Origin of the sequence: Streptomyces sp. NPDC007901 (assembly GCF_042959465.1) — a bacterium.
Lineage (GTDB): Bacteria > Actinomycetota > Actinomycetes > Streptomycetales > Streptomycetaceae > Streptomyces.
In genome coordinates, this window is the sequence record NZ_JBIBKW010000001.1 from 1,129,822 (window position 1) to 1,151,500 (window position 21,679).

Genomic DNA, 21,679 nt, shown 5'->3' on the forward strand with positions numbered 1-21,679 from the left:
GGGCCCAACAAGGAGAGCAGGGAACCCAGATGGCGGAGCTCACGATCCGGCCGGAGGAGATCCGGGACGCGCTGGAGAACTTCGTCCAGTCGTACAAGCCGGACGCGGCCTCGCGCGAGGAGGTCGGTACGGTCACCCTTGCCGGCGACGGCATCGCGAAGGTCGAGGGTCTTCCCTCGGCCATGGCCAACGAACTGCTGAAGTTCGAGGACGGCACCCTCGGCCTCGCGCTGAACCTGGAAGAGCGCGAGATCGGCGCCATCGTCCTCGGTGAGTTCAGCGGCATCGAGGAGGGTCAGCCGGTGCAGCGCACCGGTGAGGTCCTCTCCGTCGCGGTGGGCGAGGGCTACCTCGGCCGCGTCGTCGACCCGCTCGGCAACCCGATCGACGGCCTCGGCGAGATCGAGACGTCCGGCCGCCGTGCCCTGGAGCTGCAGGCTCCCGGCGTCATGGCCCGTAAGTCGGTGCACGAGCCGATGGAGACCGGCTACAAGGCCGTCGACGCGATGACCCCGGTCGGCCGCGGCCAGCGTCAGCTGATCATCGGCGACCGCCAGACCGGCAAGACCGCCCTGGCCGTCGACACGATCATCAACCAGCGCGACAACTGGCGCTCGGGCGACCCGAAGAAGCAGGTCCGCTGCGTCTACGTCGCCATCGGCCAGAAGGGCTCGACCATCGCCTCCGTGCGTGGCGCCCTGGAAGAGGCCGGCGCGCTGGAGTACACGACCATCGTCGCCGCCCCGGCGTCCGACCCGGCCGGCTTCAAGTACCTGGCGCCGTACACCGGCTCGGCCATCGGCCAGCACTGGATGTACGACGGCAAGCACGTCCTCATCATCTTCGACGACCTGTCGAAGCAGGCCGACGCCTACCGCGCCGTGTCGCTGCTGCTGCGCCGCCCGCCGGGCCGCGAGGCCTACCCGGGTGACGTCTTCTACCTGCACTCCCGTCTGCTGGAGCGCTGCGCGAAGCTCTCCGACGACATGGGCGCCGGCTCGATGACCGGTCTGCCGATCGTCGAGACCAAGGCCAACGACGTCTCGGCGTTCATCCCGACCAACGTCATCTCCATCACCGACGGCCAGTGCTTCCTGGAGTCGGACCTGTTCAACGCCGGTCAGCGCCCCGCGCTGAACGTCGGTATCTCCGTCTCCCGAGTCGGTGGTTCCGCGCAGCACAAGGCGATGAAGCAGGTCTCCGGCCGTCTGCGTCTGGACCTGGCCCAGTACCGCGAGCTGGAGGCGTTCGCCGCCTTCGGTTCCGACCTGGACGCCGCGTCGAAGTCGCAGCTGGAGCGTGGCCAGCGTCTGGTCGAGCTGCTCAAGCAGGCTCAGTACCAGCCGATGTCGACCGAGGACCAGGTCGTCTCGGTCTGGGCCGGCACCACCGGCAAGATGGACGACGTCCCGGTCTCCGACATCCGCCGCTTCGAGAAGGAGCTGCTGGAGTACCTGCACCGCAAGGAGCAGGGCCTCATGACCTCCATCAAGGAGGGCGGCAAGATGTCGGACGACACCCTCACCGCTGTTGCCGACGCGATCGCCGACTTCAAGAAGCAGTTCGAGACCTCGGACGGCAAGCTTCTCGGCGAGGACGCCCCGGCCGCGGCCAAGTGACGTAAGGAAGGGACCTGACTCATGGGAGCCCAGCTCCGGGTCTACAAGCGTCGCATCCGATCCGTCACCGCGACCAAGAAGATCACCAAGGCGATGGAGATGATCGCCGCCTCGCGTGTGGTCAAGGCGCAGCGCAAGGTGCGGGCCTCCGCGCCGTACGCGACCGAGCTCACCCGCGCGGTCACGGCGGTCGGTACCGGCTCGAACACCAAGCACCCGCTGACCACCGAGGCGGAGACGCCGACCCGTTCCGCGGTCCTGCTCCTCACGAGCGACCGCGGTCTGGCCGGCGCGTTCAACTCCAACGCCATCAAGGCCGCTGAGCAGCTGACGGCGCGCCTTGAGGCGGAGGGCAAGGAGGTCGACACCTACATCGTCGGCCGCCGCGGTCTGGCCCACTACAACTTCCGCGAGCGCAAGGTCGTGGAGTCGTGGTCGGGCTTCACCGACGAGCCCTCGTACGCGGACGCCAAGAAGGTCGCGGCGCCGCTGATCGAGGCCATCGAGACGGAGACGGCGGACGGCGGCGTGGACGAACTCCACATCGTCTACACCGAGTTCGTGTCGATGATGACGCAGACGGCGCTCGACGCCCGGCTGCTGCCGCTGCGCCTCGAAGAGGTGGCCGAGGAGAAGCCCCAGGGCGAGATCCTCCCGCTGTACGACTTCGAGCCCTCGGCGGAGGACGTCCTCGACGCCCTGCTGCCGCGCTACGTGGAGAGCCGTATCTACAACGCGCTGCTCCAGTCGGCGGCTTCGAAGCACGCCGCCACGCGGCGCGCGATGAAGTCGGCCACCGACAACGCGGGCGAGCTGATCAACACGCTCTCCCGTCTTGCCAACGCGGCCCGCCAGGCCGAAATCACCCAGGAAATCAGCGAGATCGTCGGTGGCGCCAGCGCCCTGGCCGACGCGACCGCGGGGAGTGACCGATAATGACCACCACTGTTGAGACCGCGACGGCCACGGGCCGCGTCGCCCGGGTCATCGGCCCGGTCGTCGACGTGGAGTTCCCCGTCGACGCGATGCCGGAGATCTACAACGCCCTGCACGTCGAGGTGGCCGACCCGGCCAACGCCGGCGAGAAGAAGATCCTGACCCTGGAGGTCGCCCAGCACCTGGGCGACGGCCTGGTCCGCACCATCTCCATGCAGCCCACCGACGGTCTGGTCCGCCAGGCCCCGGTCACCGACACCGGCGACGGCATCACCGTCCCGGTCGGCGACTTCACCAAGGGCAAGGTGTTCAACACCCTCGGTGAGGTGCTGAACGTCGACGAGCAGTACGAGGGCGAGCGCTGGTCCATCCACCGCAAGGCCCCGAACTTCGACGAGCTCGAGTCGAAGACCGAGATGTTCGAGACCGGCGTCAAGGTCATCGACCTTCTCACCCCGTACGTCAAGGGTGGAAAGATCGGTCTGTTCGGTGGTGCCGGCGTCGGCAAGACGGTGCTCATCCAGGAGATGATCTACCGCGTCGCCAACAACCACGACGGTGTCTCCGTGTTCGCCGGTGTCGGTGAGCGCACCCGTGAGGGCAACGACCTCATCGAGGAAATGGCCGACTCGGGCGTCATCGACAAGACCGCCCTGGTCTTCGGCCAGATGGACGAGCCCCCGGGCACCCGTCTGCGCGTCGCGCTGGCCGGCCTCACCATGGCCGAGTACTTCCGTGACGTCCAGAAGCAGGACGTGCTGTTCTTCATCGACAACATCTTCCGCTTCACGCAGGCCGGTTCCGAGGTCTCGACCCTGCTCGGCCGCATGCCCTCCGCGGTGGGCTACCAGCCGAACCTGGCCGACGAGATGGGTCTCCTCCAGGAGCGCATCACCTCGACCCGTGGTCACTCGATCACCTCGATGCAGGCGATCTACGTCCCCGCGGACGACCTGACCGACCCGGCCCCGGCCACCACCTTCGCCCACCTCGACGCGACGACGGTTCTGTCCCGTCCGATCTCCGAGAAGGGCATCTACCCGGCCGTGGACCCGCTGGACTCCACGTCCCGGATCCTGGACCCGCGCTACATCGCGGCGGACCACTACAACACCGCGATGCGCGTGAAGACGGTCCTCCAGAAGTACAAGGACCTCCAGGACATCATCGCGATCCTCGGTATCGACGAGCTGGGCGAGGAGGACAAGCTCACCGTCCACCGTGCCCGTCGCGTGGAGCGCTTCCTGTCCCAGAACACCCACGTCGCCAAGCAGTTCACCGGCGTCGACGGGTCGGACGTCCCGCTGGACGAGTCGATCGCGGCCTTCAACGCGATCATCGACGGCGAGTACGACCACTTCCCGGAGCAGGCGTTCTTCCTGTGCGGTGGCATCGAGGACCTCAAGGCCAACGCCAAGGAGCTGGGCGTCTCCTGAGCCCCGTGCTCTGACGGAGGGGGCGGGCGCGTCCCGCCCCCTCTCTCACGCCCCCTAGAATTGACCCCAACACCCGGCACCCCTGCCGGGTGGTGACCCGAGGAGCCACCCTTGGCTGCTGAGCTGCACGTCGAGCTCGTCGCCGCGGACCGCCAGGTCTGGTCCGGCGAGGCCACCCTGGTCGTCGCGCGCACCACGTCCGGCGACATCGGCGTCATGCCCGGTCACCAGCCGCTGCTCGGTGTGCTGGAGTCGGGCCCGGTGACCATCCGTACGAGTGAAGGTGGGACGGTCGTCGCCGCGGTGCACGGCGGTTTCGTCTCGTTCGCGGACAACAAGCTGTCGCTGCTGGCAGAGATCGCCGAGCTCTCGGACGAGATCGATGTCCAGCGCGTGGAGCGGGAGCTGGAGCGCGCGAAGGCGGAGGGCGACGCCACCGCCGAGCGGCGCGCCGACGTCCGCCTGCGGGCGGCGACTGCTCGCTGACACACTGCGCGTATGCGTTGACGTAACTCAGCCGCGGCTGGGACCGGAGCCATCCGGACCCAGCCGCGGCTGAGGTAGATCTGGGTCTTTTTACGTTCCATTACCTAGGAGACGGGGAGGTCGGTGCCGATGGTCCTCGCTCTGACTGTGGCCGGAATCGTGGTCGCGCTGGTAGTAGTGGGACTTTTCCTCTTCGGCCTGCGCCGCAGACTGATCCAGCGCTCCGGCGGCACCTTCGACTGTTCCCTGCGCTGGGACGTCCCCGAGAAACCGGACACCAGCGGAAAGGGCTGGAGCTACGGCGTGGCCCGCTACAACGGCGACAGCGTCGAGTGGTACCGCGTCTTCTCCTACGCCTACCGCCCCCGCCGGGTCCTGGAGCGGGCCCAGATCGAGGTGGCCGGCCGCCGCCTCCCCGAGGGCGAGGAGGAACTGGCGCTGCTCTCGGACGCCGTGATCCTCGCCTGTACCCATCGGGGCACCCGCCTCGAACTCGCGATGAGCGAAGACGCGCTGACCGGATTCCTCGCGTGGCTGGAAGCAGCCCCGCCCGGACAGCGAGTGAATGTGGCGTAGCCACATTCACTCGCTGGGTGGGGGTCCCCCCGGACGAAGTCTGGGGGAGCGTCAATGTCGCCTGACGGCCTTACAGGTTGTTGCTGATGGCGCTCACCAACTCGCCGTTGCTCGTGTCGCCGCTGAACTCCCAGAAGAACGCGCCGCCGAGACCCTGGGTCTTGGCCCAGCTCATCTTCCCGGCGATGGTCGACGGGGTGTCGTACGACCACCAGTTGCTGCCGCAGTGCGCGTACGCGGTGCCCGCGATGGTGCCGGTGACCGGGCAGGACGTCTTGAGGACCTTGTAGTCCTCGATGCCCTGTTCGTAGGTGCCGGCCGCCGCGCCCGTGGCCGTGCCGCCCGGTGCGTCCTGCGTCACACCCGTCCAGCCGCGCCCGTAGAAGCCGATGCCGATCAGCAGCTTGCTCGCCGGCACGCCCTGCGCCTTGAACTTGGCCATCGCGTCGGCCGTGTCGAAGCCGGCGGTCGGGATGCCGGTGTACGAGGTGAGCGGGGAGTGCGGGGCCGTCGGCCCGGTGGTCGCCCAGGCGCCGAAGAAGTCGTACGACATCACGTTGTACCAGTCGACGTACTGCGAGGCGCCCGCGTAGTCGGTGGCGTCGATCTTGCCGCCGGCGGAGCCGTCGGCCGTGGTGGCCGCGGTGACCAGGTTGCTGGAGCCGAACTTGGCGCGCAGCGCGGACATCAGGTTCTTGAAGGCCGCCGAGCCGCTGGTGTCGCAGCTCAGCCCGCAGGCGTTCGGGTACTCCCAGTCGATGTCGATGCCGTCGAAGACATCGGCCCAGCGCGGGTCCTCGACCAGGTTGTAGCAGGAGTTCGCGAACGCGGTCGGGTTGGCCGCCGCCTGTGCGAAGCCGCCGGACCAGGTCCAGCCGCCGAAGGACCACAGGATCTTGATGTTCGGGTACTTGGCCTTCAGCTCGCGCAGCTGGTTGAAGTTGCCGGCCAGCGGCTGGTCCCAGGTGTCGGCGACACCGCTGACCGACTGGTCGGCGGTGAACGTCTTCTGGTAGTCGGCGTAGGCGTCACCGATCGCGCACTGGCCGTTCGTCACGTTGCCGAAGGCGTAGTTGATGTGCGTGATCTTCGCCGCCGAGCCGGACGTCACCAGGTTCTTGACCTGGTAGTTGCGGCCGTAGATGCCCCACTCGGTGAAGTAGCCGAGCTTGACCTTGGAGCCGGTGGTCGGGGGAGTGGTGGTGCCGCCGGTGGTGTGCACCGCGACCGCGCCGCTGACCGGTCCTGTCTGGTTCGCGGTGTCGCGGGCCTGGACCGTGTACGAGTAGTCGGTGCCGGCCGTGAGCCCCGTGTCGGTGTACGACGTGGTGGTCACGGTGGAGACGACCTTGCCGTCGCGCAGCACGTCGTAGTTCTTGACGCCGTTGTCGTCGGTGGCCGCGGACCAGGCGAGCTTGACCGAGGTGTCCGTGATGGAGGACGCGGTCGGGGTGCCGGGCGCGGAGGGTGCCGCGTCACCGGGGACGGTGGTGCCGCCGTCGCAACTGGCCCCGTTGATCAGGCAGTTGCTGGGCGAGCCCGAGCCGGCGCCGTTGAAGCCGAAGGAGACGGAACCGCCGGGGGCGATGGTGCCGTTGTAGGACTTGTTCTTGGCGGTCCAGTGGGTGCCGGAGGAGGTGACGTCCGCGTCCCACGCGGAGGTGACCGAGGTTCCGGACGGGAAGTCCCACTCGACGGTCCAGGAGCTGATGGACGTGGTGCCGGTGTTCTTGACGGTCCAGCTGCCGCCGAAGCCGGTACCCCAGTCCGAGGACTTGGTGTACGTGGCCGTGGCGGACGTCGCGGCCTGGGCCGGGCTCGCGAGGCCGACCAGGCCGGCCAGGGGGAGCAACAGGGTCGCGAACCCCGCCGCGGCTCTGTGTCTGAAGCGCATGCTGCGCCTCCCTCTCGATCGGGGATGACGTGGGCATGACTGAGCCTCCATGCCCATGGTGCCGCGAGAATAGAAAGGTCTGGACCATCGGTCAATAGGTCTGGACCACTTCTGTATACGGCGATCAGCTCCCCAACTCCTGCGCCGGCGCGGCCGCTTGCACCTGGCCGCGCCGCGAACTCGGCGATCAGCCGTCGGGTGGCGGCGGGCGCGATCAGCCCCTCGCCACCCGCGACCGTGCGCACCGCGGCCACCGGATCCGGCGCCTCGGTGTTCTTCAGGAGGAAACCGGCGGCACCCGCCCGCAACGCCCCGAACACATACTCGTCGAGGTCGAAGGTGGTCAGCACCAGGACGTCCGCGAGCCCCTCCGCGACCACCTCCCCATCGGGCGCGCAGGATGGCGATCAGCCGGCGCATCTCCGCCAGCCCCTCGACGCTGTTTTCCCGGATGACGCCCAGCGCGTCCCGGGTGGTCGCCGGGTCGTCCAGGGAGAGCGCCGCCGAGGAGTGGATGGCGATCGCGGAGAGACGGGCCCGCGACCAGGCCGTGCGGCTCACGGGCCATCCGGGCGCGCTCCGCGGTGACGCCCTGAGCCCGGTCGATCTCGGCGAGCGGCGCGGTGTGGGCGGCGCGCGGCCGGGCCGGGCCGCCTCGGCGGCGTCCCGGCGGTGGGTGGCGCTCAGGGCCGTTGGCATGCACGGCCTGGTCGCGCCGACCTACGTCGTGTGGCCGAAGAAGCGGCTCGCGTCAGCGCTCCCCGCCGGGGACCCACAGCACGTCCCCGACGTCCTTGTTGGCTGTGCGGGCCAGGATGAACAGCAGGTCGGACAGCCGGTTGAGGTAGGTCGCGGTCAGCGGGTTCATCACCTCGCCGTGCACCTCCAGCGCCGCCCACGTGGACCGCTCGGCCCGTCGGACGACCGTGCAGGCCTGGTGGAGCAGGGCCGCGCCCGGGGTGCCGCCGGGGAGGATGAAGGAACGGAGCTTCTCCAGCCGCTCGTTGAAGCGGTCGCAGTCCGCCTCCAGCTTGTCGACGTAGAACTGCTCGACCCGCAGCGGCGGGAACTCCGGGTTCTCCACCACGGGTGTGGACAGGTCCGCGCCGACGTCGAAGAGGTCGTTCTGCACGCGGGTGAGTACCGCGACGACCTCGTCCTCCAGCCCGCCCAGCGCGATCGCCGTCCCGATCACCGCGTTCGCCTCGTTGGCGTCCGCGTACGCCGAGATCCGCAGATCCGTCTTGGCGACCCGGCTCATGTCCCCGAGGGCGGTGCTGCCCTGGTCGCCGGTCCTGGTGTAGATGCGCGTCAGATTGACCATGTGACCAGCGTAGTTACGCGCCCGCCGTGCGGAAGACGCGTGTGCCCACTGTCACGGCCAGTGTCGCGAAGCCGACGGCGACGAGGACGCCGTACACCATGTGGGTGCTCGTGTACGAGCCGACGTAGGCGTCCCGGACCGCGTCCACCAGGTAGCGGAACGGGACGAGGTGGGAGAGCGCGTCCAGCCAGGCCGGTGCCAGGGCCATCGGGAGCATCAGGCCGGACAGGAGCATGGACGGCATGGTCAGGGCATTGATCATCGGGCCGAACTCCTGCGGCGTGCGGACCTTGAAGGCCAGCGCGTACGACAGCGAACCCAGCGAGACGGTCAGCAGGGCAACGAAGGCGAAGCCGATCAGGATGCCGGGCACCGGGGCGCGCAGGCCCATGGCCACCGCCGCGAGCACGAGCAGCACGGCCTGGAAGACGAAGACGGTGGCTTCCCGCAGGACACGGCCCAGCAGCAGTGCGAGACGGCTGACGGGCGTCACGCGCATCCGCTCCACCACACCCTGGCCGTTCTCGAGGATGATGGCGAATCCGGCGAACGAGGCGCCGAACAGGGACAGCTGGAGCAGCAGCCCGGGGACGAGGACCTGCCAGCTGGAGCCGCGGGGGCCCAGCGGCAGGCGCGTGAGCAGTGGCCCGAAGAACAGCAGGTACAGCAACGGCATCAGGACACCGAAGAGCAGGGCGAAGCGGGAGCGCAGGGACTGACGGAGGTAGCGGCCGTAGATCAGGCCGGTGTCGTGGAGCAGCATCTCTTCCGGATTCCTATACGGCTACGGGTGCCACGTCGGCCGGGGAGGGACCGCGGCCGGTGATGGCGAGGAAAGTGTCCTGGAGGCTCGCGTCGATCGAGCCGCCGTGCGCCAGCTTCAGCGCGGTCGGGGTGCCCTCGGCGGCGACCACGCCCCGGTCGACGATCACCAGGCGCTCGGCGAGGGCGTCGGCCTCGTCCAGGTAGTGGGTGGTCAGGAAGACGGTCGTGCCGTGCTCGTCGCGCAGCCGGCGGACCAGATCCCACAGGTCGGCCCGGCTGCCGGGGTCCAGGCCGGTCGTCGGCTCGTCGAGGAACAGCACCTTCGGGCGGTGGGTGAGGGCCATCGCGATGTCGAGGCGCCGGCGCTGGCCGCCGGAGAGTGCGCCGCACTTGCGGTCGAGGAGCCCGGCGAAGCCCAGGTCGTGCGCCAGCTCCCGGGCCCGGGCGGCCGCCTGGGCCCGGGGCAGGCGGTAGAGGCGGCCCTGGGTGACGAGTTCCTCGCGCACGCCGATGTTCGGGTCGACCCCGCCCGACTGGGCCACGTATCCGCACGCGCGCCGCACCCCGACCGGATCGGCCGCCAGGTCGTGGCCGGCGACCGAGGCCGTGCCCCCGGTCGGCGCGAGCAGGGTCGTGAGCATGCGGAGGGTGGTGGTCTTGCCGGCGCCGTTCGGGCCGAGGAAGCCGAGGATCTCGCCCTCGCGGACGGTGAGGTCGACACCGCGCACCGCCTCCACCGGGCCGTGCTTGGTCTGGAAGGTGCGGGCCAGTCCGGCCGCGCTGATGACTGCTGCCATGCCGTCCAGAAAAACAGAGTCCCTGAAAATTTGCAATGTCCCCAAAATTTAAGGGAATCCAGGAAGGGTTACGATGCGGTCATGGCGGAAGGGCTCAGGGAGCGGAAGAAGCGGCAGACCCGGCAGTACATCTCCGATGTCGCCACGGGCCTGTTCGTCGAGCGTGGCTTCGACGCCGTGACGGTCGCGGAGATCGCCGACGCCGCCGACGTCTCCGTCAACACCGTCTACAACTACTTCCCGGCGAAGGAGGACCTCTTCTTCGACCGTTCCGCCGGGCTGGTCGACCGGATGGCCCGCTGGGTGCGCGGGCGGAACGCGGGGGAGTCGGCCGCCGCCGCCGTCCTGCGGGAGCTGCGCGAGGAGGTCGAGGCGGTGTCGCCCCGGGTCGGCCTGATCCCCGGATACGCCGCCTTCATGCGCGTCATCGAGCACGCGCCCGCGCTGCGCTCCCGGCTGTGGGCGATCGGGCAGGAGGTTCAGGGCAGGCTGGAGGACGCTCTGCGCGAGGACACCGGCGCCGCGGCCGACGACCCCATGCCGCACCTGATCGCCGGTCAGCTCGGCTGGGTGCACAGTACGGTCATGGCGGTCATCGGGCGCGAAATGGTCAAGGGGCGCGATCCGCGCGAAGTGTCACGAGAGGTACTTGCCCTTCTCGACGACATCGAGGACCTGTTGAGCGAGAAGGTCCTCAACTACGCCGTGCGTGGCGCGTAATGAACGGTGCCGCCGGGCTCCTCTGACGGGACGTGACGGTTGTCTCACCCCCTGAGACCGTGACACGCATTACTTACCGGGTTTCCCGGCCCCCGACGAGCGCTAGGGTCCGCCCAAGAGCCATACCTAAACAGCGTGTAAGGGGAGCGGAGTGGCACGGAAACTTGCCGTCATCGGTGCCGGCCTGATGGGTTCCGGCATCGCCCAGGTCGCCGCACAGGCCGGCTGGGACGTGGTCCTGCGTGACGTCACCGACGAGGCGCTGGACCGTGCCGTCGGCGGTATCCAGGCCTCGTACGACAAGTTCGTGAGCAAGGGGAAGTTGGAGGCGCACGACGCCGACGCGGCCCTGGCCCGCATCACCACGACCACCGACCTGGACGCCGTCGCCGACGCGGACATCGTGGTCGAGGCGGTCTTCGAGAAGCTGGAGGTCAAACACGAGATCTTCCGCGCGCTCGACAAGATCGTGCGCCCGGACGCCGTGCTCGCCTCCAACACCTCCGCCATCCCGATCACCAAGATCGCGGCGGCCACCGAGCATCCCGAACGGGTCGTCGGTGTCCACTTCTTCTCACCGGTGCCGATGATGCAGCTCGTCGAGCTGGTCCGCGGCTACAAGACGAGCGACGAAACCCTCGCCACCGCGCGGGAGTTCGCCGAGTCCACCGGCAAGACCTGCATCGTGGTCAACCGGGACGTCGCCGGCTTCGTGACGACCCGGCTGATCTCGGCGCTCGTCGTCGAGGCCACCAAGCTGTACGAGTCGGGCGTCGCCACCGCCGAGGACATCGACCTGGCCTGCAAGCTGGGCTTCGGTCACGCCATGGGCCCGCTGGCCACGGCCGACCTCACCGGCGTCGACATCCTGCTGCACGCCACCGGCAACATCTACACCGAGTCGCAGGACGAGAAGTTCGCCCCGCCGGAGCTGATGCGCCGGATGGTTGACGCCGGTGACATCGGACGCAAGAGCGGGCAGGGCTTCTACACGTACTGAAACATCAGTGCGTACAACCCCTGACCGCCACTGAAAGCGCACAAGCCCTGGGGGTTTCACTCCAGGGGGTGAATTCGGTATCGGTTCGCTTACAAACGGCAACCTCTGACCGTCGAACGCAGTCAGAGGTTGCATCACCGGACATCACATTTCACGGAGTAGGACACGCACTCTCGGGGAGCGCATATGTACATCAGGGGCGACCACGCCGAGCTGGTCGTCGGGGGCCGCCTCGACGTCCGCAGCGCGGCGGACGCCCGTACGGTCCTGCACTCGGCCGTCGACGACGGAGTCGGCGATCTGGTGCTGGACCTGTCCGAGCTGGACTCCTGGGACGCCACCGGCCTCGGGGTCATCATGGGGGCCCACCGGCGGGCCGGCCGCTGCGGCCGCCGCCTGGTGCTGCGCGATGTACCACCGCAGATGCAGCGCCTGCTGGTGGCCACCCGGCTGCACCGGATCCTGGCGATCGAGGGGGGCATCGGGGTGGAGTCACTGCCCCGGGTGTGACACCGGGACGGGCCGTGCGGTGGTGATCCGGTGTGGATCGGGCGACAGGGGTGACCCGGACGGACGGCGCACAAGCGCATGTCAGACGCAATCCTCACGAGACTGTGATGTCCCGGACGGCGCGGTACCCCGGACTGTCGTAGATACTGTGCCAAGGTTTAAGGTTCGGTCGCCCGCCGCCCTTGCCACCCTTCGAGCGCGGGCCCGGACCAGAAGCGACAGCGCGGTGTGCAACAGGCCGGGAGGGGCCGGAATTCACGGCACACGACGCTTTTGGGGGGCTAGGAACCTATGGACCCGATCAACCCGGGACCCGAGGGGTACGGCCAGGACGGTGACGGCAGCACGCCGCGCCAGCGCCCGCCCAGGGAATCCCTCACCAACGACTTCGGCCAGAGCACGCCGGCCATGGCCCGCACGGCCCGGCTGGTCTCCGGCGGCTTCCTGCTGACCGTCAACCCGGTCGACGGGAGCGAGATAGAACCCTGCCCCCCGACCGAGCGCCCCGCCAGACCGGAGAAGCGCACCGCCGACGAGCGCGCCGAGTACGAGCGCGCCGCCCGGCCGCCGGTACCGCCCGGCCCCGCCCAGCCCGAACTGCACCTCCTGGAGCGCCAGGACGACCGCGAGCGTCTCGTACGACTCCTCGCCCGCGGCCGCTCCGTCCGGCTCACCGGCCCCGCGGGCTCCGGCCGCACCGCGCTGCTCGACCTGGTCGCCGACGACTGCTCCGACCTCGCCCCCGACGGCGTGGTCCGCCTCAACGGCTTCCACCGCACTCCGGACGACCTGCTCCGCGACCTGTTCCACGCCGTCTACAAGGCGCCCGGGCACCGCCCCGACCACGACGAACTCCTCGGACTGGTCCGTGACATCGGCGCCGTCGTCGTCCTCGACGACATCGAGTTCGGCGGCGCCGGACTCGACGAGCTGATCGACGCCACCCCCGAGTGCGCGTTCCTGATCGGCGCCACCCCGGAGGTACCGGCGCCCTCCGCCGACTCCGCCGTCGAGGAGGTCTTCCTCAGCGGCCTGGAGCGGGCCGGGGGCGTGGACATCCTGGAGCGCGCAGTCGGCCGGGTGCTCACCGAGGAGGAGGCCAACTGGGCCGGCGACCTCTGGTTCGAGTCCGAGGGCCTGCCGCTGCGGTTCGTCCAGGCCGGCTCGCTGCTGCGCCAGCGGGACCAGCTGCGGGCCAGCACCGGCGCCGTCGACGAGCTGGGGGTCTTCCAGGACGCCATCCCGGCCGACGCGCCCTTCGACGCCGAGTCCACCGACGAGGTCCCGCTCCCGTCCCTCGGCGAGGCCGCCGCGCCCGCCCCGCTGCTCGCCGCCCGGCTGAGCACCTCGGCCCGGGCCACCCTGCGCTTCGCGGTCGCCCTCGGCGGCGAGGTGCCGCACCAGGCCCACCTCCCCGCGCTCGTCGGCGACACCCACGCGGACGCCGCTCTCGGCGAACTGGCGGCCTGCGGACTGGTCTCCCCGGTGGGCTCCCGCTACCGGCTCGCCGCGGGCGTCCTGCAGCAGCTGGAGGCCGCCGGCTACGGCGACGACACCCCGGCCCAGGCGCTCACCGCCGCCCAGCACTACGCCTGGTGGGCCGGGCACCCGTCGGTCACCCCCGAGAGGGTCTGCGCGGAGGCCGACGCGATCCTCGCCGCCCTGACGGTCGTGGTCCCCGACACCGTGCCCCCGGCCGAGGACGAGGAGTCCACGCCGGTACGACTGGCCCGTACGGCCGCGCCCGCGTTCGCGGCGGGGCTGCACTGGAGTGCCTGGGATCGGGCGCTGCGGGCCGGCGCCGAGGCCTCCCGGCTCGCCGGTGAGGTCGGTGAACAGGCCTACTTCCACCACGAGCTGGGCATCCTCGCGCTCTGCGGCGATCAGCTGGACCGGGCCCGGGCGGAACTGGAGGCCTCGATCGGCCTCCGCGGCGCCCTCGCCGACAAGCGGGGCACGACGGCCGGCCGGCGTGCGCTGGCCCTGGTCGCCGACCGCTCCGGCGAGGTCCTGCCGCTCCTTGCCGCGATGGCGGGCGACGAGATCCCCGATGCCCGCCACGAGGAGTCCATATCCCCGGCGGGCGGCATCACCACGCCCTTCCCGGCCGTCCACTCCCCGGTCTCGGACACCCTGATCACCCACCGGGTCCCGGCGCAGCCGGCTCCGGCCCAGGGCAACGGCCTGGTGCGCATGGCCCGCCGCAACCTGGTGGCGGTCGGCGCGGGCGTCCTCCTCACCGCGGTCCTCGGCACGGTGGTGGGGCTGGGCATGACCTCCCACGACAACGCCGACAACCCGGCCAACAACGTGAGTGTCAACCCGTCGGCGAGCGAGGGCACGGGCGACGGCAGCCTGGGGGCCGACCCCAAGCAGAGCTCCGGCACGGGAGACTCCGGCACCACGTCGGCCAAGCCGACCGACCCGGGCCCCGACGGCACCCTCGGCACCTCGGACGACCCGACCCCGCCCACGGACACGGCGACTCCGTCGGACACACCGTCGGGCACGAAGGGGACGTCCGGCGGGGGAACGCCGAGCACGTCGAGCAAGCCGACGACGAGCAAGCCGACGTCTCCGACGTCGCACTCGCCGTCCGCGAGCCCGTCGAAGTCGACCACGCCGTCTACTTCGGCGTCCCCGTCGGACTCGACCTCTCCGGAGCCGTCCGACACCCCGTCCACGAGCGACAGCGCCAGCGGCCCGGTGTCCGACTCCCCGTCGGTCACCACGTCGAGCGCATCGGAAGGCACCAGCCCGGGCACATCCACCGGCACGGTCATCTGAGCCACGGCCGAGGGCCGGTCTCCCGCGCGGAGACCGGCCCTCGGCCGTACCCGGCGCTCGCCACCGGCCTGAGCGGAGTTCGGCACCGCCGGCCCGCGCCGTCGTGGTGGAGCGCCGTCGCGGCGGATTGAACGTGGCCGCTCCGGTGGCGGCAGCCCCATGGAAGGATGTCCGCCTCAACGGCGGCCGCCGCATTGAACGGGGGCTGGGCCGTGGCGTCGGCTTCATTGAATGGGGGCTGCCCCGGCGGGAGACTCATTGAATGGGGGCTGCCCGACGCCGGTTGCCGCACCGATCGGTGGCCGCCCCGGCGGCGGCTGCCGCATCGAACGGTGGCCGGCCGCCCCGGCGGCAGCCCCATCGAACGGGGGCCGTGCCGAGGCGTCAGCCTCGTGGAACGGGGGCTGCCCCGGCGGCGGTTGCCGCACCGATCGGTGGCTGCCCCGGCGGCGGTTGCCGTATCGAACGGTGGCCGGCCGCCCCGGCGGCAGCCCCATTGAACGGGGGCCGTGCCGAGGCGTCAGCCTCGTGGAACGGGGGCTGCCCCGGCGGCGGTTGCCGCATCGAACGGGGGCTGCCCCGGCGGCGGTTGCCGTATCGAACGGGGGCTGTCCGGGCGGCGGGAGTCCCATTGAACGGGGCCGCGCCGAGGCGTCAGCCTCGTGGAACGGGGGGCGCCCGGCGGCGGTTGCCCCTCAGAACAGGCGCAGCTTGTCGTCCTCGATGCCGCGTAGGGCGTCGTAGTCGAGGATGGTGCAGCCGATGCCGCGGTCGGTGGCGAGGACCTTTGCCTGGGGCTTGATCTCCTGGGCCGCGAAGATGCCGCGGACGGGGGCGAGATGGGGGTCGCGGTTGAGGAGTTCCAGGTAACGGGTGAGCTGTTCGACGCCGTCGATCTCGCCCCGGCGCTTGATCTCGATCGCGACGGTCTGGCCCTCGGCGTCGCGGCAGAGGATGTCCACCGGGCCGATCGCCGTCATGTACTCGCGGCGGATGAGGGTGTAGCCGTCGCCGAGGGTCTCGATGCGGTCGGCCAGCAGCTCCTGCAGGTGCGCTTCCACGCCGTCCTTGATGAGGCCCGGGTCGACGCCCAGCTCGTGCGAGGAGTCGTGCAGGACCTCCTCCATCGTGATGATGAGCTTCTCGCCCGCCTTGTTGATGACGGTCCAGACGCCTTCCTCGTCACCGGCCCCCTCCTTGAGCGTGCACGGCGGCGACATCCAGTTGAGGGGCTTGTAGGCCCGGTCGTCCGCGTGGATCGAGACGCTGCCGTCCGCCTTGACCAGGATCAGACGGGGGGCCGAGGGAAGGTGGGCGGTGAGCCGGCCGGCGTAGTCGACGGAGCACCGGGCGATGACGAGACGCATGGTCGGCAACGCTACTCGACGCCCCACCCCTCACGCGATTCGCCCACCCGTCTCCCGCCAGCACCCTCAACCGAGGCCCTCCGGGCCGCCCGTCTTGAACACCAAACCCGACCAGGCCCCCCGGTGACCGCTGCTGCTGGGTCGCCTGAACACCCCTGTTCAAACCTGGCCGATTGTGTGCCTAAGGGGACCGTCGCATATACGCAATCTCCTGGTGGGGTCACCGTCCGTTGCCTACCGTAGTGAACGGGAGGTCGCGGTGTGTGTACTCAGCGTGTTCGGTATCGCGAACTCCCTTACCTGTCCGGCAACCCCCGCTGTTCGGGGGTGCGAGAGGAGAACCCATGTCGCTCGACGTCTCACCGGCCCTACTCGAACAGGCCGAGCGAGGCGAGGTCGACGAAGCAGAATTCGTCGACTGCGTCCGGACCTCCCTGCCCTACGCGTGGGAGATGATCAGCTCCCTGGTGGCCCAGCTGAAGGTGGACGGCGGAGCCTTCGCCGACAACCAGACGCCCCCGCCGGACGAGCAGGCACGCGGTCAGCTGCTGCGTGCGCTCGCGAGTGACGCCATACGCGGCGCCCTGCAGCGGCACTTCGGTGTGCGGCTGGCCTTCCAGAACTGCCACCGGGTTGCGGTGTTCCCGCTGGACGCCTCGGTCGACGAGACGCTGGCCCGCTTCACCTCGGTGCGCAGTCAGTTGCTGAACCAGTCCCCGGAGCTCCGGGACTGCTGACGCGGAGCTCCGGTACTGCTGACGCAGTGAGCCGCTTGCTTGCCGCTCCACACGCGGGAGGTGCATCAGTCACTGGGGCGGCAAGCTCTCCGCGGCACGCGGTCACCGGAGGTGCGGCAGTACCTCGGCACCCAGCCGTCGTACGTTCTCCTCGGTGGCCGCGAGGTCTCCCGAGCCTTCGGTCAGCAGGGCGAAGCGGGAGATCCCGGTGCGCTCCGAGGTCGCGGCGAGCCGGTCGGCGCACAGCCGCGGGGTGCCCACCGGGTGCAGTCCGCAGAGCAGTTCGGTGTACGCGAGCGGGTCCCGCATCGAACGGAACCGGCCGTCCACGGTCACATGGGCCTCCAGGCCCTGCTTCAGCCAGCCCGGCATCGCCTTGGTGAGCGTCTCCACCGCCTCCGTGCGCCGGTCGGCGATCTGGCAGACGCCGGCCGAGACATGGGCCGCGCCGGAGATCTCCTCGCCCGGCCGCCCGGCCGCCCGCGCGTACTGCCGCCACAGAGCGACCATCTCGGCCTTCTCCTCGTCCCCGACGTGCATCCCGAGCAGCATCGGCAGCCCTTGCTCCGCGGCCAGCCGGACGCTCGCCTGCGAGGTGCAGGCGACCACGACCTCCGGTCCCGGCGCCTCCGTCAGCGCCTCCGAGGGGCGCGGTACGACCGGGACCTCACGGAACGAGAAGCGCGGACCCGAGGCCGACACGGCCGGCTCCCGCAGCCAGCGCATCAGCAGATCGAGTGATTCGGGGAAGCCGCGTTCGTACGCCTCCAGTCCGGACCCGAACACCTCCAGGTCCACCCAGGGCCCGCCGCGGCCCACGCCCAGGGTGAAACGGCCGCCGCTCGTCACATGCAGCAGCGCGGCCTGTTCGCCGAGTGCCACCGGGTGGACCGTGGGCAGTACGCTGACCGCCGTACCGACCCGCAGGCGCCTGGTGCGGCCCAGCAGTAAAGCCGCCAGCGTGACCGCCGACGGACAGGTGCCGTACGGCACGAAGTGGTGCTCGGCCAGCCAGACCGCGTCCAGTCCGGCCTCCTCGGCCACCTCCGCCGTGCGCACCGCCCGGTGCAGGGCCTCCCCCTGGCCCTGGCCCGGGAACTGGGCCGCCAGCACAAAACTTCCTACGTGCATCGCATTTCCTGCTTTCCTGGCTCCGACCCGGAGCTCCCCCACCCGGCATAACCGTCTGACACGTGCCGAGGACACGGCCTGGCGAAGAGATTTGCGGATTGTCTGGAGAATGGGTCGCCCTGGAGGGGGACTTGTGGGGGTTGGTGCCCTACGCGTACCCCCGTGCGCGCGTCGTAGGCTGGACGCAGCCCTTGCTTCCTGTATAGCCCCGAGAGGTGTCCCGTGTCCCCGCGTCGCAACCGACCCCAGGGCCCGAATGGAGCCCCCTCCTCCGGCCGGAGCGCCGAGGACGACCGCGCGGACCGGTACGGCGGCTGGCAGTCCTCGGAGGACTGGCAGGGCGAGGAGTGGAACGTACGGCATGTGGCGGGCGCCAGCGCGGTCGGCAAGACGTACCGCTGCCCGGGCTGCGACCAGGTGATCCCCTCCGGCGTCCCGCACGTGGTGGCCTGGCCCGAGCACTCGGGCGTGGACGAGCGCCGGCACTGGCACAAGGCCTGCTGGAACGCGAAGGACCGCCGCACCACGCGGGTGCAGCGGTCCCGTAACGCGCCGAAGTTCTGAGAGCCGTACGGCTTACACGTCCCGCTTCTCCAGCAGCGCGCAGGCGCCCGCGAACACGACGGCCGTCACGCCCAGGATGATCCACAGCGGGTCCCAGCCCGAAGGGCCTTCCTGGCTGAGCGAGTTGGAGTAGAAGATGCTCATCTGGTTCGGGATCGAGTACTCGAACAGCGCCGTGCGCACCTTCTCCAGCGACGACGAGAACATGAACAGGGCGATCACCAGCGGGGCGAGCACCGCGCCGATCATGATGGTGATGGCGCCCGCCGAGTGCCGGATGACCGAACCGACGAGCAGGGCGAGCAGTCCGAGCAGCGCGATGTAGAGGCTGACGCCGACGGTCGCCTTCAGCCATTCCCCGCCGGTCGGCGTCCGGGCGTTGTCGCCCAGGATCGACACCTGCGTCATGGCCACGAACGAGCTGGCCGCCAGGGTGATCACGAAGGCGACCGCGAAGAAGACGATCGACTTCGCGGCGAGCACCCGCAGGCGGGACGGACAGGCCACCGTCGTCGTACGGATCATGCCGGTGCCGTACTCGGAAGCCGTGGTCAGCACGCCCAGCGTGATGACGCAGATGGAGCCGAGCAGCAGTCCGAAGAAGCCCAGGGACAGGGCGTTCTCGCCGCCGAGGTCCTCGGTGGAGGAGCCGCTGACCACCGCGGCGGCGAGCAGGCCGATGCCGACGACGAGGAGGACGAAGACCCCGAGCGTCCACATCGTCGAGCGCACCGACCGGATCTTCGTCCACTCGGAGGTGATCGCGTGCCCGAGGTGGGTGCGCACCACCGGGATCGGCGAGGTGTAACCGGGGTACGGACCGCCGGGCGCCGCCTGCCAGTCGGGTGCGGCCGGGGTCGCCTGCGGCATCGGGGGCTGGTGGGTGCTCATCGGGCGTCCTCGGGCTTGGTCAGGTCGGCGGGGGCGGAGGCGGGCGCGGCGGGGGCCGTGGCGGGCGCGGAGGCCGGCTGTGACGATTCAGCGGCGGGCGCCGGGGCGGGCGCGGGCGCCGGGGCCGCGTAGGGGTTGTACGGCCCCTGTGGAGCGCCGTACGGCCCCGCGGGCGCCCCCTGTGCCCCGTACGGGTTCGCGAACGGGGCGCCGCCCTGCTGGGGCGGCGGCGGGGCGTACCAGCCCGGCTGGCCCTGCCCGGGCACCGGCGTCGGCGGCTGCGCCCCGGGCGGCAGCGGCTGCTGGAGGCCGGCCTTCTGGTCGATGGTGGACCGGTAGTCGACGGCGCCCTGGGTCATCCGCATGTACGCCTCCTCGAGCGAGGCCTGGTGCGGGGAGAGCTCCCACAGCCGTACGTCCGCCTCGTGCGCGAGGTCGGAGATGCGGGGCAGCGGCAGGCCGGTCACCCGCAGCGCGCCGTCCTGCTCGGGCAGCACATGGCCGCCGGCCTCGGTCAGCGCCGAGCTGAGCTTCTCGCGCTGCTGGGGCTCGGTGTCCGGGGTGCGCACCCGCGCGAAGTCGGCCGAGTTGGCCGAGATGAAGTCCGTCACACTCATGTCGGCCAGCAGCTGGCCGCGCCCGATGACGATCAGGTGGTCGGCGGTCAGCGCCATCTCGCTCATCAGATGCGAGGAGACGAAGACCGTACGGCCCTCGGCGGCCAGCGACTTCATCAGGTTGCGCACCCAGAGGATGCCCTCGGGGTCGAGGCCGTTGACCGGCTCGTCGAAGAGCAGCACCTGGGGGTCGCCGAGCAGCGCGGCGGCGATGCCGAGACGCTGGCCCATACCGAGCGAGAAGCCCTTGGAGCGCTTTCCCGCCACGTCCTGCAGACCGACGACCCCGAGTACCTCGTCGACCCGGCGGGCCGGGATGGCGGACAGCTGGGCCAGGGAGAGCAGGTGGTTGCGGGCGGAGCGGCCGCCGTGCACCGCCTTGGCGTCGAGCAGCGCGCCGACCTGGCGGGCGGCGTTGGGCAGCCTGCGGTACGGGTAGCCGCCGATGGTGACGGAACCGGCGGTCGGGTTGTCCAGACCCAGGATCATCCGCATGGTCGTCGACTTGCCCGAGCCGTTGGGCCCGAGGAAGCCGGTGACGGCTCCCGGCCGTACCTGGAAGGAAAGGTTGTAGACGGCGGTCTTGTCGCCGTAGCGCTTGGTCAGGCCGACAGCCTCGATCATGCTCCGCACCCATCGAAAGGATCAGGACAGCAGGGCAGACGCCCCCGTAAGGGTTAGGAGGATATCCGGGCGCTGACGGTTCCCATCAAGAGCTGGCAAAGCCGGGCGGTACCGATCAGGTCACTGGGCGTCCCGCTTCTTCAGCAGGACATAGCCCCCGGCCAGCGCGGCGATCACCCACAGCCCCATGATCCCGAGGCCGCCCCAGGGCCCGTACGGGACGTCGTCGCCGACCCTCGGCACCACCTGCATGATGTGGCTGCCCGCCTGGTCCGGCAGGAACCGGCCGATCTTCTTGGTCGCGTCGACGTTGCCGAGGATGTTGGAGATCAGGAAGAAGAACGGCATCAGGATGCCGAGGGACAGCATCGGTGAACGCAGCATCGCGGCCACGCCCATGGAGAACACCGCGATCAGCGTCATGTAGAGCCCGCCGCCGATGACCGCGCGCAGTACCCCCGGGTCGCCGAGGTACGCCCGGTGCGAGCCGAGCATCGCCTGCCCGAGGAAGAAGGCCGCGAAGCTGGTGACCATGCCGACCGCCAGGGCCAGGCCCGCCGCCACCGCGATCTTGCTGAACAGGAAGGTGGCCCGCTGCGGCACGGCGGCCAGCGAGGTCCTGATCATCCCGGTGCTGTACTCGTTCGACACGACCAGCACCCCGAACACGATCATCGCCAGCTGACCGAGGGTCATCCCGGCGAAGCTGATGTTCGTCGGGTCGAAGGAGAGCCGTTCGCGCACGGGCATGTTGCCGAACTGGTGGTTCGCCAGCGCGGAGAGCAGCATCCCGAGGGCCACGGAGACGACCACGGCCAGGGACAGCGTCCACACCGTGGAGGCGACGGACCGGATCTTGGTCCATTCGGACCGCACGACCTGGGTGACGACCGCCATG

General features: G+C 70.2%; 20 protein-coding genes and 2 pseudogenes. 11 read left to right on the forward strand and 11 right to left on the reverse strand.

Annotated features, from left to right (window positions below; genetic code table 11):
- The first annotated feature begins 29 nt into the window (after window positions 1–29).
- The 5 genes from atpA to ACFZDK_RS05430 all read left to right on the forward strand — a co-directional run bounded on the left by atpA (window position 30) and on the right by ACFZDK_RS05430 (window position 5,053).
- Window positions 30–1,619 carry a F0F1 ATP synthase subunit alpha gene (atpA, locus tag ACFZDK_RS05410; RefSeq protein WP_046730639.1) on the forward strand — a complete coding sequence of 530 codons (1,590 nt, stop codon included), beginning with the start codon at window positions 30–32 and terminating at the stop codon, window positions 1,617–1,619.
- Window positions 1,620–1,640: 21 nt separating this feature from the next.
- Window positions 1,641–2,555: a F0F1 ATP synthase subunit gamma gene (locus ACFZDK_RS05415; RefSeq protein WP_217555084.1), complete on the forward strand. Its 915-nt coding sequence runs from the start codon at window positions 1,641–1,643 to the stop codon at window positions 2,553–2,555.
- A complete protein-coding gene (gene atpD, locus ACFZDK_RS05420; RefSeq protein WP_390969918.1) occupies window positions 2,555–3,991 on the forward strand; it encodes a F0F1 ATP synthase subunit beta in 1,437 nt (478 codons plus the stop codon). The genes ACFZDK_RS05415 and atpD overlap by 1 nt, the downstream gene beginning before the upstream one ends.
- Before the next feature lie 111 nt (window positions 3,992–4,102).
- Window positions 4,103–4,477 (forward strand): F0F1 ATP synthase subunit epsilon, encoded by a 375-nt coding sequence (locus ACFZDK_RS05425; RefSeq protein WP_355721021.1) that lies wholly within the window; start codon window positions 4,103–4,105, stop codon window positions 4,475–4,477.
- 129 nt (window positions 4,478–4,606) lie between these two features.
- Window positions 4,607–5,053 (forward strand): DUF2550 domain-containing protein, encoded by a 447-nt coding sequence (locus ACFZDK_RS05430; protein WP_362334390.1) that lies wholly within the window; start codon window positions 4,607–4,609, stop codon window positions 5,051–5,053.
- A gap of 70 nt (window positions 5,054–5,123) precedes the next feature.
- Here the strand turns inward: ACFZDK_RS05430 and ACFZDK_RS05435 are convergent, their stop codons facing one another.
- The 6 genes and pseudogenes from ACFZDK_RS05435 to ACFZDK_RS05460 all read right to left on the reverse strand — a co-directional run bounded on the left by ACFZDK_RS05435 (window position 5,124) and on the right by ACFZDK_RS05460 (window position 9,833).
- Window positions 5,124–6,947 carry a glycosyl hydrolase family 18 protein gene (locus tag ACFZDK_RS05435; protein WP_390970116.1) on the reverse strand — a complete coding sequence of 608 codons (1,824 nt, stop codon included), beginning with the start codon at window positions 6,945–6,947 and terminating at the stop codon, window positions 5,124–5,126.
- 164 nt (window positions 6,948–7,111) lie between these two features.
- Window positions 7,112–7,330: pseudogene (locus ACFZDK_RS05440) on the reverse strand (DNA-binding response regulator); the annotation flags it as partial.
- A 7-nt stretch (window positions 7,331–7,337) separates the two neighbouring features.
- Window positions 7,338–7,593: pseudogene (locus tag ACFZDK_RS05445) on the reverse strand (histidine kinase); the annotation flags it as partial.
- 105 nt (window positions 7,594–7,698) lie between these two features.
- Window positions 7,699–8,271, reverse strand: coding sequence for a cob(I)yrinic acid a,c-diamide adenosyltransferase (locus ACFZDK_RS05450; RefSeq protein WP_390969921.1), 573 nt, complete (start codon window positions 8,269–8,271; stop codon window positions 7,699–7,701).
- A gap of 13 nt (window positions 8,272–8,284) precedes the next feature.
- Window positions 8,285–9,034, reverse strand: a complete 750-nt coding sequence (locus ACFZDK_RS05455) for an ABC transporter permease (RefSeq protein WP_390969923.1) — start codon at window positions 9,032–9,034, stop codon at window positions 8,285–8,287.
- A gap of 13 nt (window positions 9,035–9,047) precedes the next feature.
- Window positions 9,048–9,833 carry an ATP-binding cassette domain-containing protein gene (locus ACFZDK_RS05460; RefSeq protein WP_390969925.1) on the reverse strand — a complete coding sequence of 262 codons (786 nt, stop codon included), beginning with the start codon at window positions 9,831–9,833 and terminating at the stop codon, window positions 9,048–9,050.
- Between the two features lie 81 nt (window positions 9,834–9,914).
- Here ACFZDK_RS05460 and ACFZDK_RS05465 point away from each other — a divergent pair, with 81 nt between their 5' ends.
- The 4 genes from ACFZDK_RS05465 to ACFZDK_RS05480 all read left to right on the forward strand — a co-directional run bounded on the left by ACFZDK_RS05465 (window position 9,915) and on the right by ACFZDK_RS05480 (window position 14,850).
- Entirely contained in the window at window positions 9,915–10,553 is a 639-nt protein-coding gene (locus ACFZDK_RS05465) for a TetR family transcriptional regulator (protein ID WP_390969927.1), read from the forward strand.
- A 151-nt stretch (window positions 10,554–10,704) separates the two neighbouring features.
- Window positions 10,705–11,553 (forward strand): 3-hydroxyacyl-CoA dehydrogenase family protein, encoded by an 849-nt coding sequence (locus ACFZDK_RS05470; protein WP_351321981.1) that lies wholly within the window; start codon window positions 10,705–10,707, stop codon window positions 11,551–11,553.
- Between the two features lie 186 nt (window positions 11,554–11,739).
- A complete protein-coding gene (locus tag ACFZDK_RS05475; RefSeq protein WP_031040714.1) occupies window positions 11,740–12,063 on the forward strand; it encodes an STAS domain-containing protein in 324 nt (107 codons plus the stop codon).
- Between the two features lie 291 nt (window positions 12,064–12,354).
- Entirely contained in the window at window positions 12,355–14,850 is a 2,496-nt protein-coding gene (locus ACFZDK_RS05480) for an ATP-binding protein (protein ID WP_390969930.1), read from the forward strand.
- Window positions 14,851–15,545: 695 nt separating this feature from the next.
- Here ACFZDK_RS05480 and nucS read toward each other — a convergent pair.
- Entirely contained in the window at window positions 15,546–16,217 is a 672-nt protein-coding gene (nucS, locus tag ACFZDK_RS05485; protein ID WP_355721009.1) for an endonuclease NucS, read from the reverse strand.
- Between the two features lie 344 nt (window positions 16,218–16,561).
- Here nucS and ACFZDK_RS05490 point away from each other — a divergent pair, with 344 nt between their 5' ends.
- A complete protein-coding gene (locus ACFZDK_RS05490) occupies window positions 16,562–16,954 on the forward strand; it encodes an SCO5389 family protein (RefSeq protein WP_355721006.1) in 393 nt (130 codons plus the stop codon).
- A gap of 102 nt (window positions 16,955–17,056) precedes the next feature.
- Here ACFZDK_RS05490 and ACFZDK_RS05495 read toward each other — a convergent pair whose 3' ends face one another.
- Window positions 17,057–18,085 (reverse strand): LLM class flavin-dependent oxidoreductase, encoded by a 1,029-nt coding sequence (locus ACFZDK_RS05495; protein ID WP_390969932.1) that lies wholly within the window; start codon window positions 18,083–18,085, stop codon window positions 17,057–17,059.
- Between the two features lie 222 nt (window positions 18,086–18,307).
- On the opposite strand from ACFZDK_RS05495, the gene ACFZDK_RS05500 reads away from it, so the two are divergent.
- Window positions 18,308–18,649, forward strand: a complete 342-nt coding sequence (locus ACFZDK_RS05500) for an ATP/GTP-binding protein (protein WP_390969934.1) — start codon at window positions 18,308–18,310, stop codon at window positions 18,647–18,649.
- A 12-nt stretch (window positions 18,650–18,661) separates the two neighbouring features.
- Here ACFZDK_RS05500 and ACFZDK_RS05505 read toward each other — a convergent pair whose 3' ends face one another.
- The 3 genes from ACFZDK_RS05505 to ACFZDK_RS05515 all read right to left on the reverse strand — a co-directional run bounded on the left by ACFZDK_RS05505 (window position 18,662) and on the right by ACFZDK_RS05515 (window position 21,678).
- The gene (locus ACFZDK_RS05505; protein ID WP_390969936.1) at window positions 18,662–19,540 is read right to left on the reverse strand and encodes an ABC transporter permease; all 879 of its coding nucleotides are present in this window, start codon (window positions 19,538–19,540) and stop codon (window positions 18,662–18,664) included.
- Window positions 19,537–20,781 (reverse strand): ATP-binding cassette domain-containing protein, encoded by a 1,245-nt coding sequence (locus ACFZDK_RS05510; protein WP_390969938.1) that lies wholly within the window; start codon window positions 20,779–20,781, stop codon window positions 19,537–19,539. The genes ACFZDK_RS05505 and ACFZDK_RS05510 overlap by 4 nt, the downstream gene beginning before the upstream one ends.
- Window positions 20,782–20,901: 120 nt before the next feature.
- Window positions 20,902–21,678: an ABC transporter permease gene (locus tag ACFZDK_RS05515; RefSeq protein WP_390969940.1), complete on the reverse strand. Its 777-nt coding sequence runs from the start codon at window positions 21,676–21,678 to the stop codon at window positions 20,902–20,904.
- Window position 21,679: the final 1 nt, after the last annotated feature.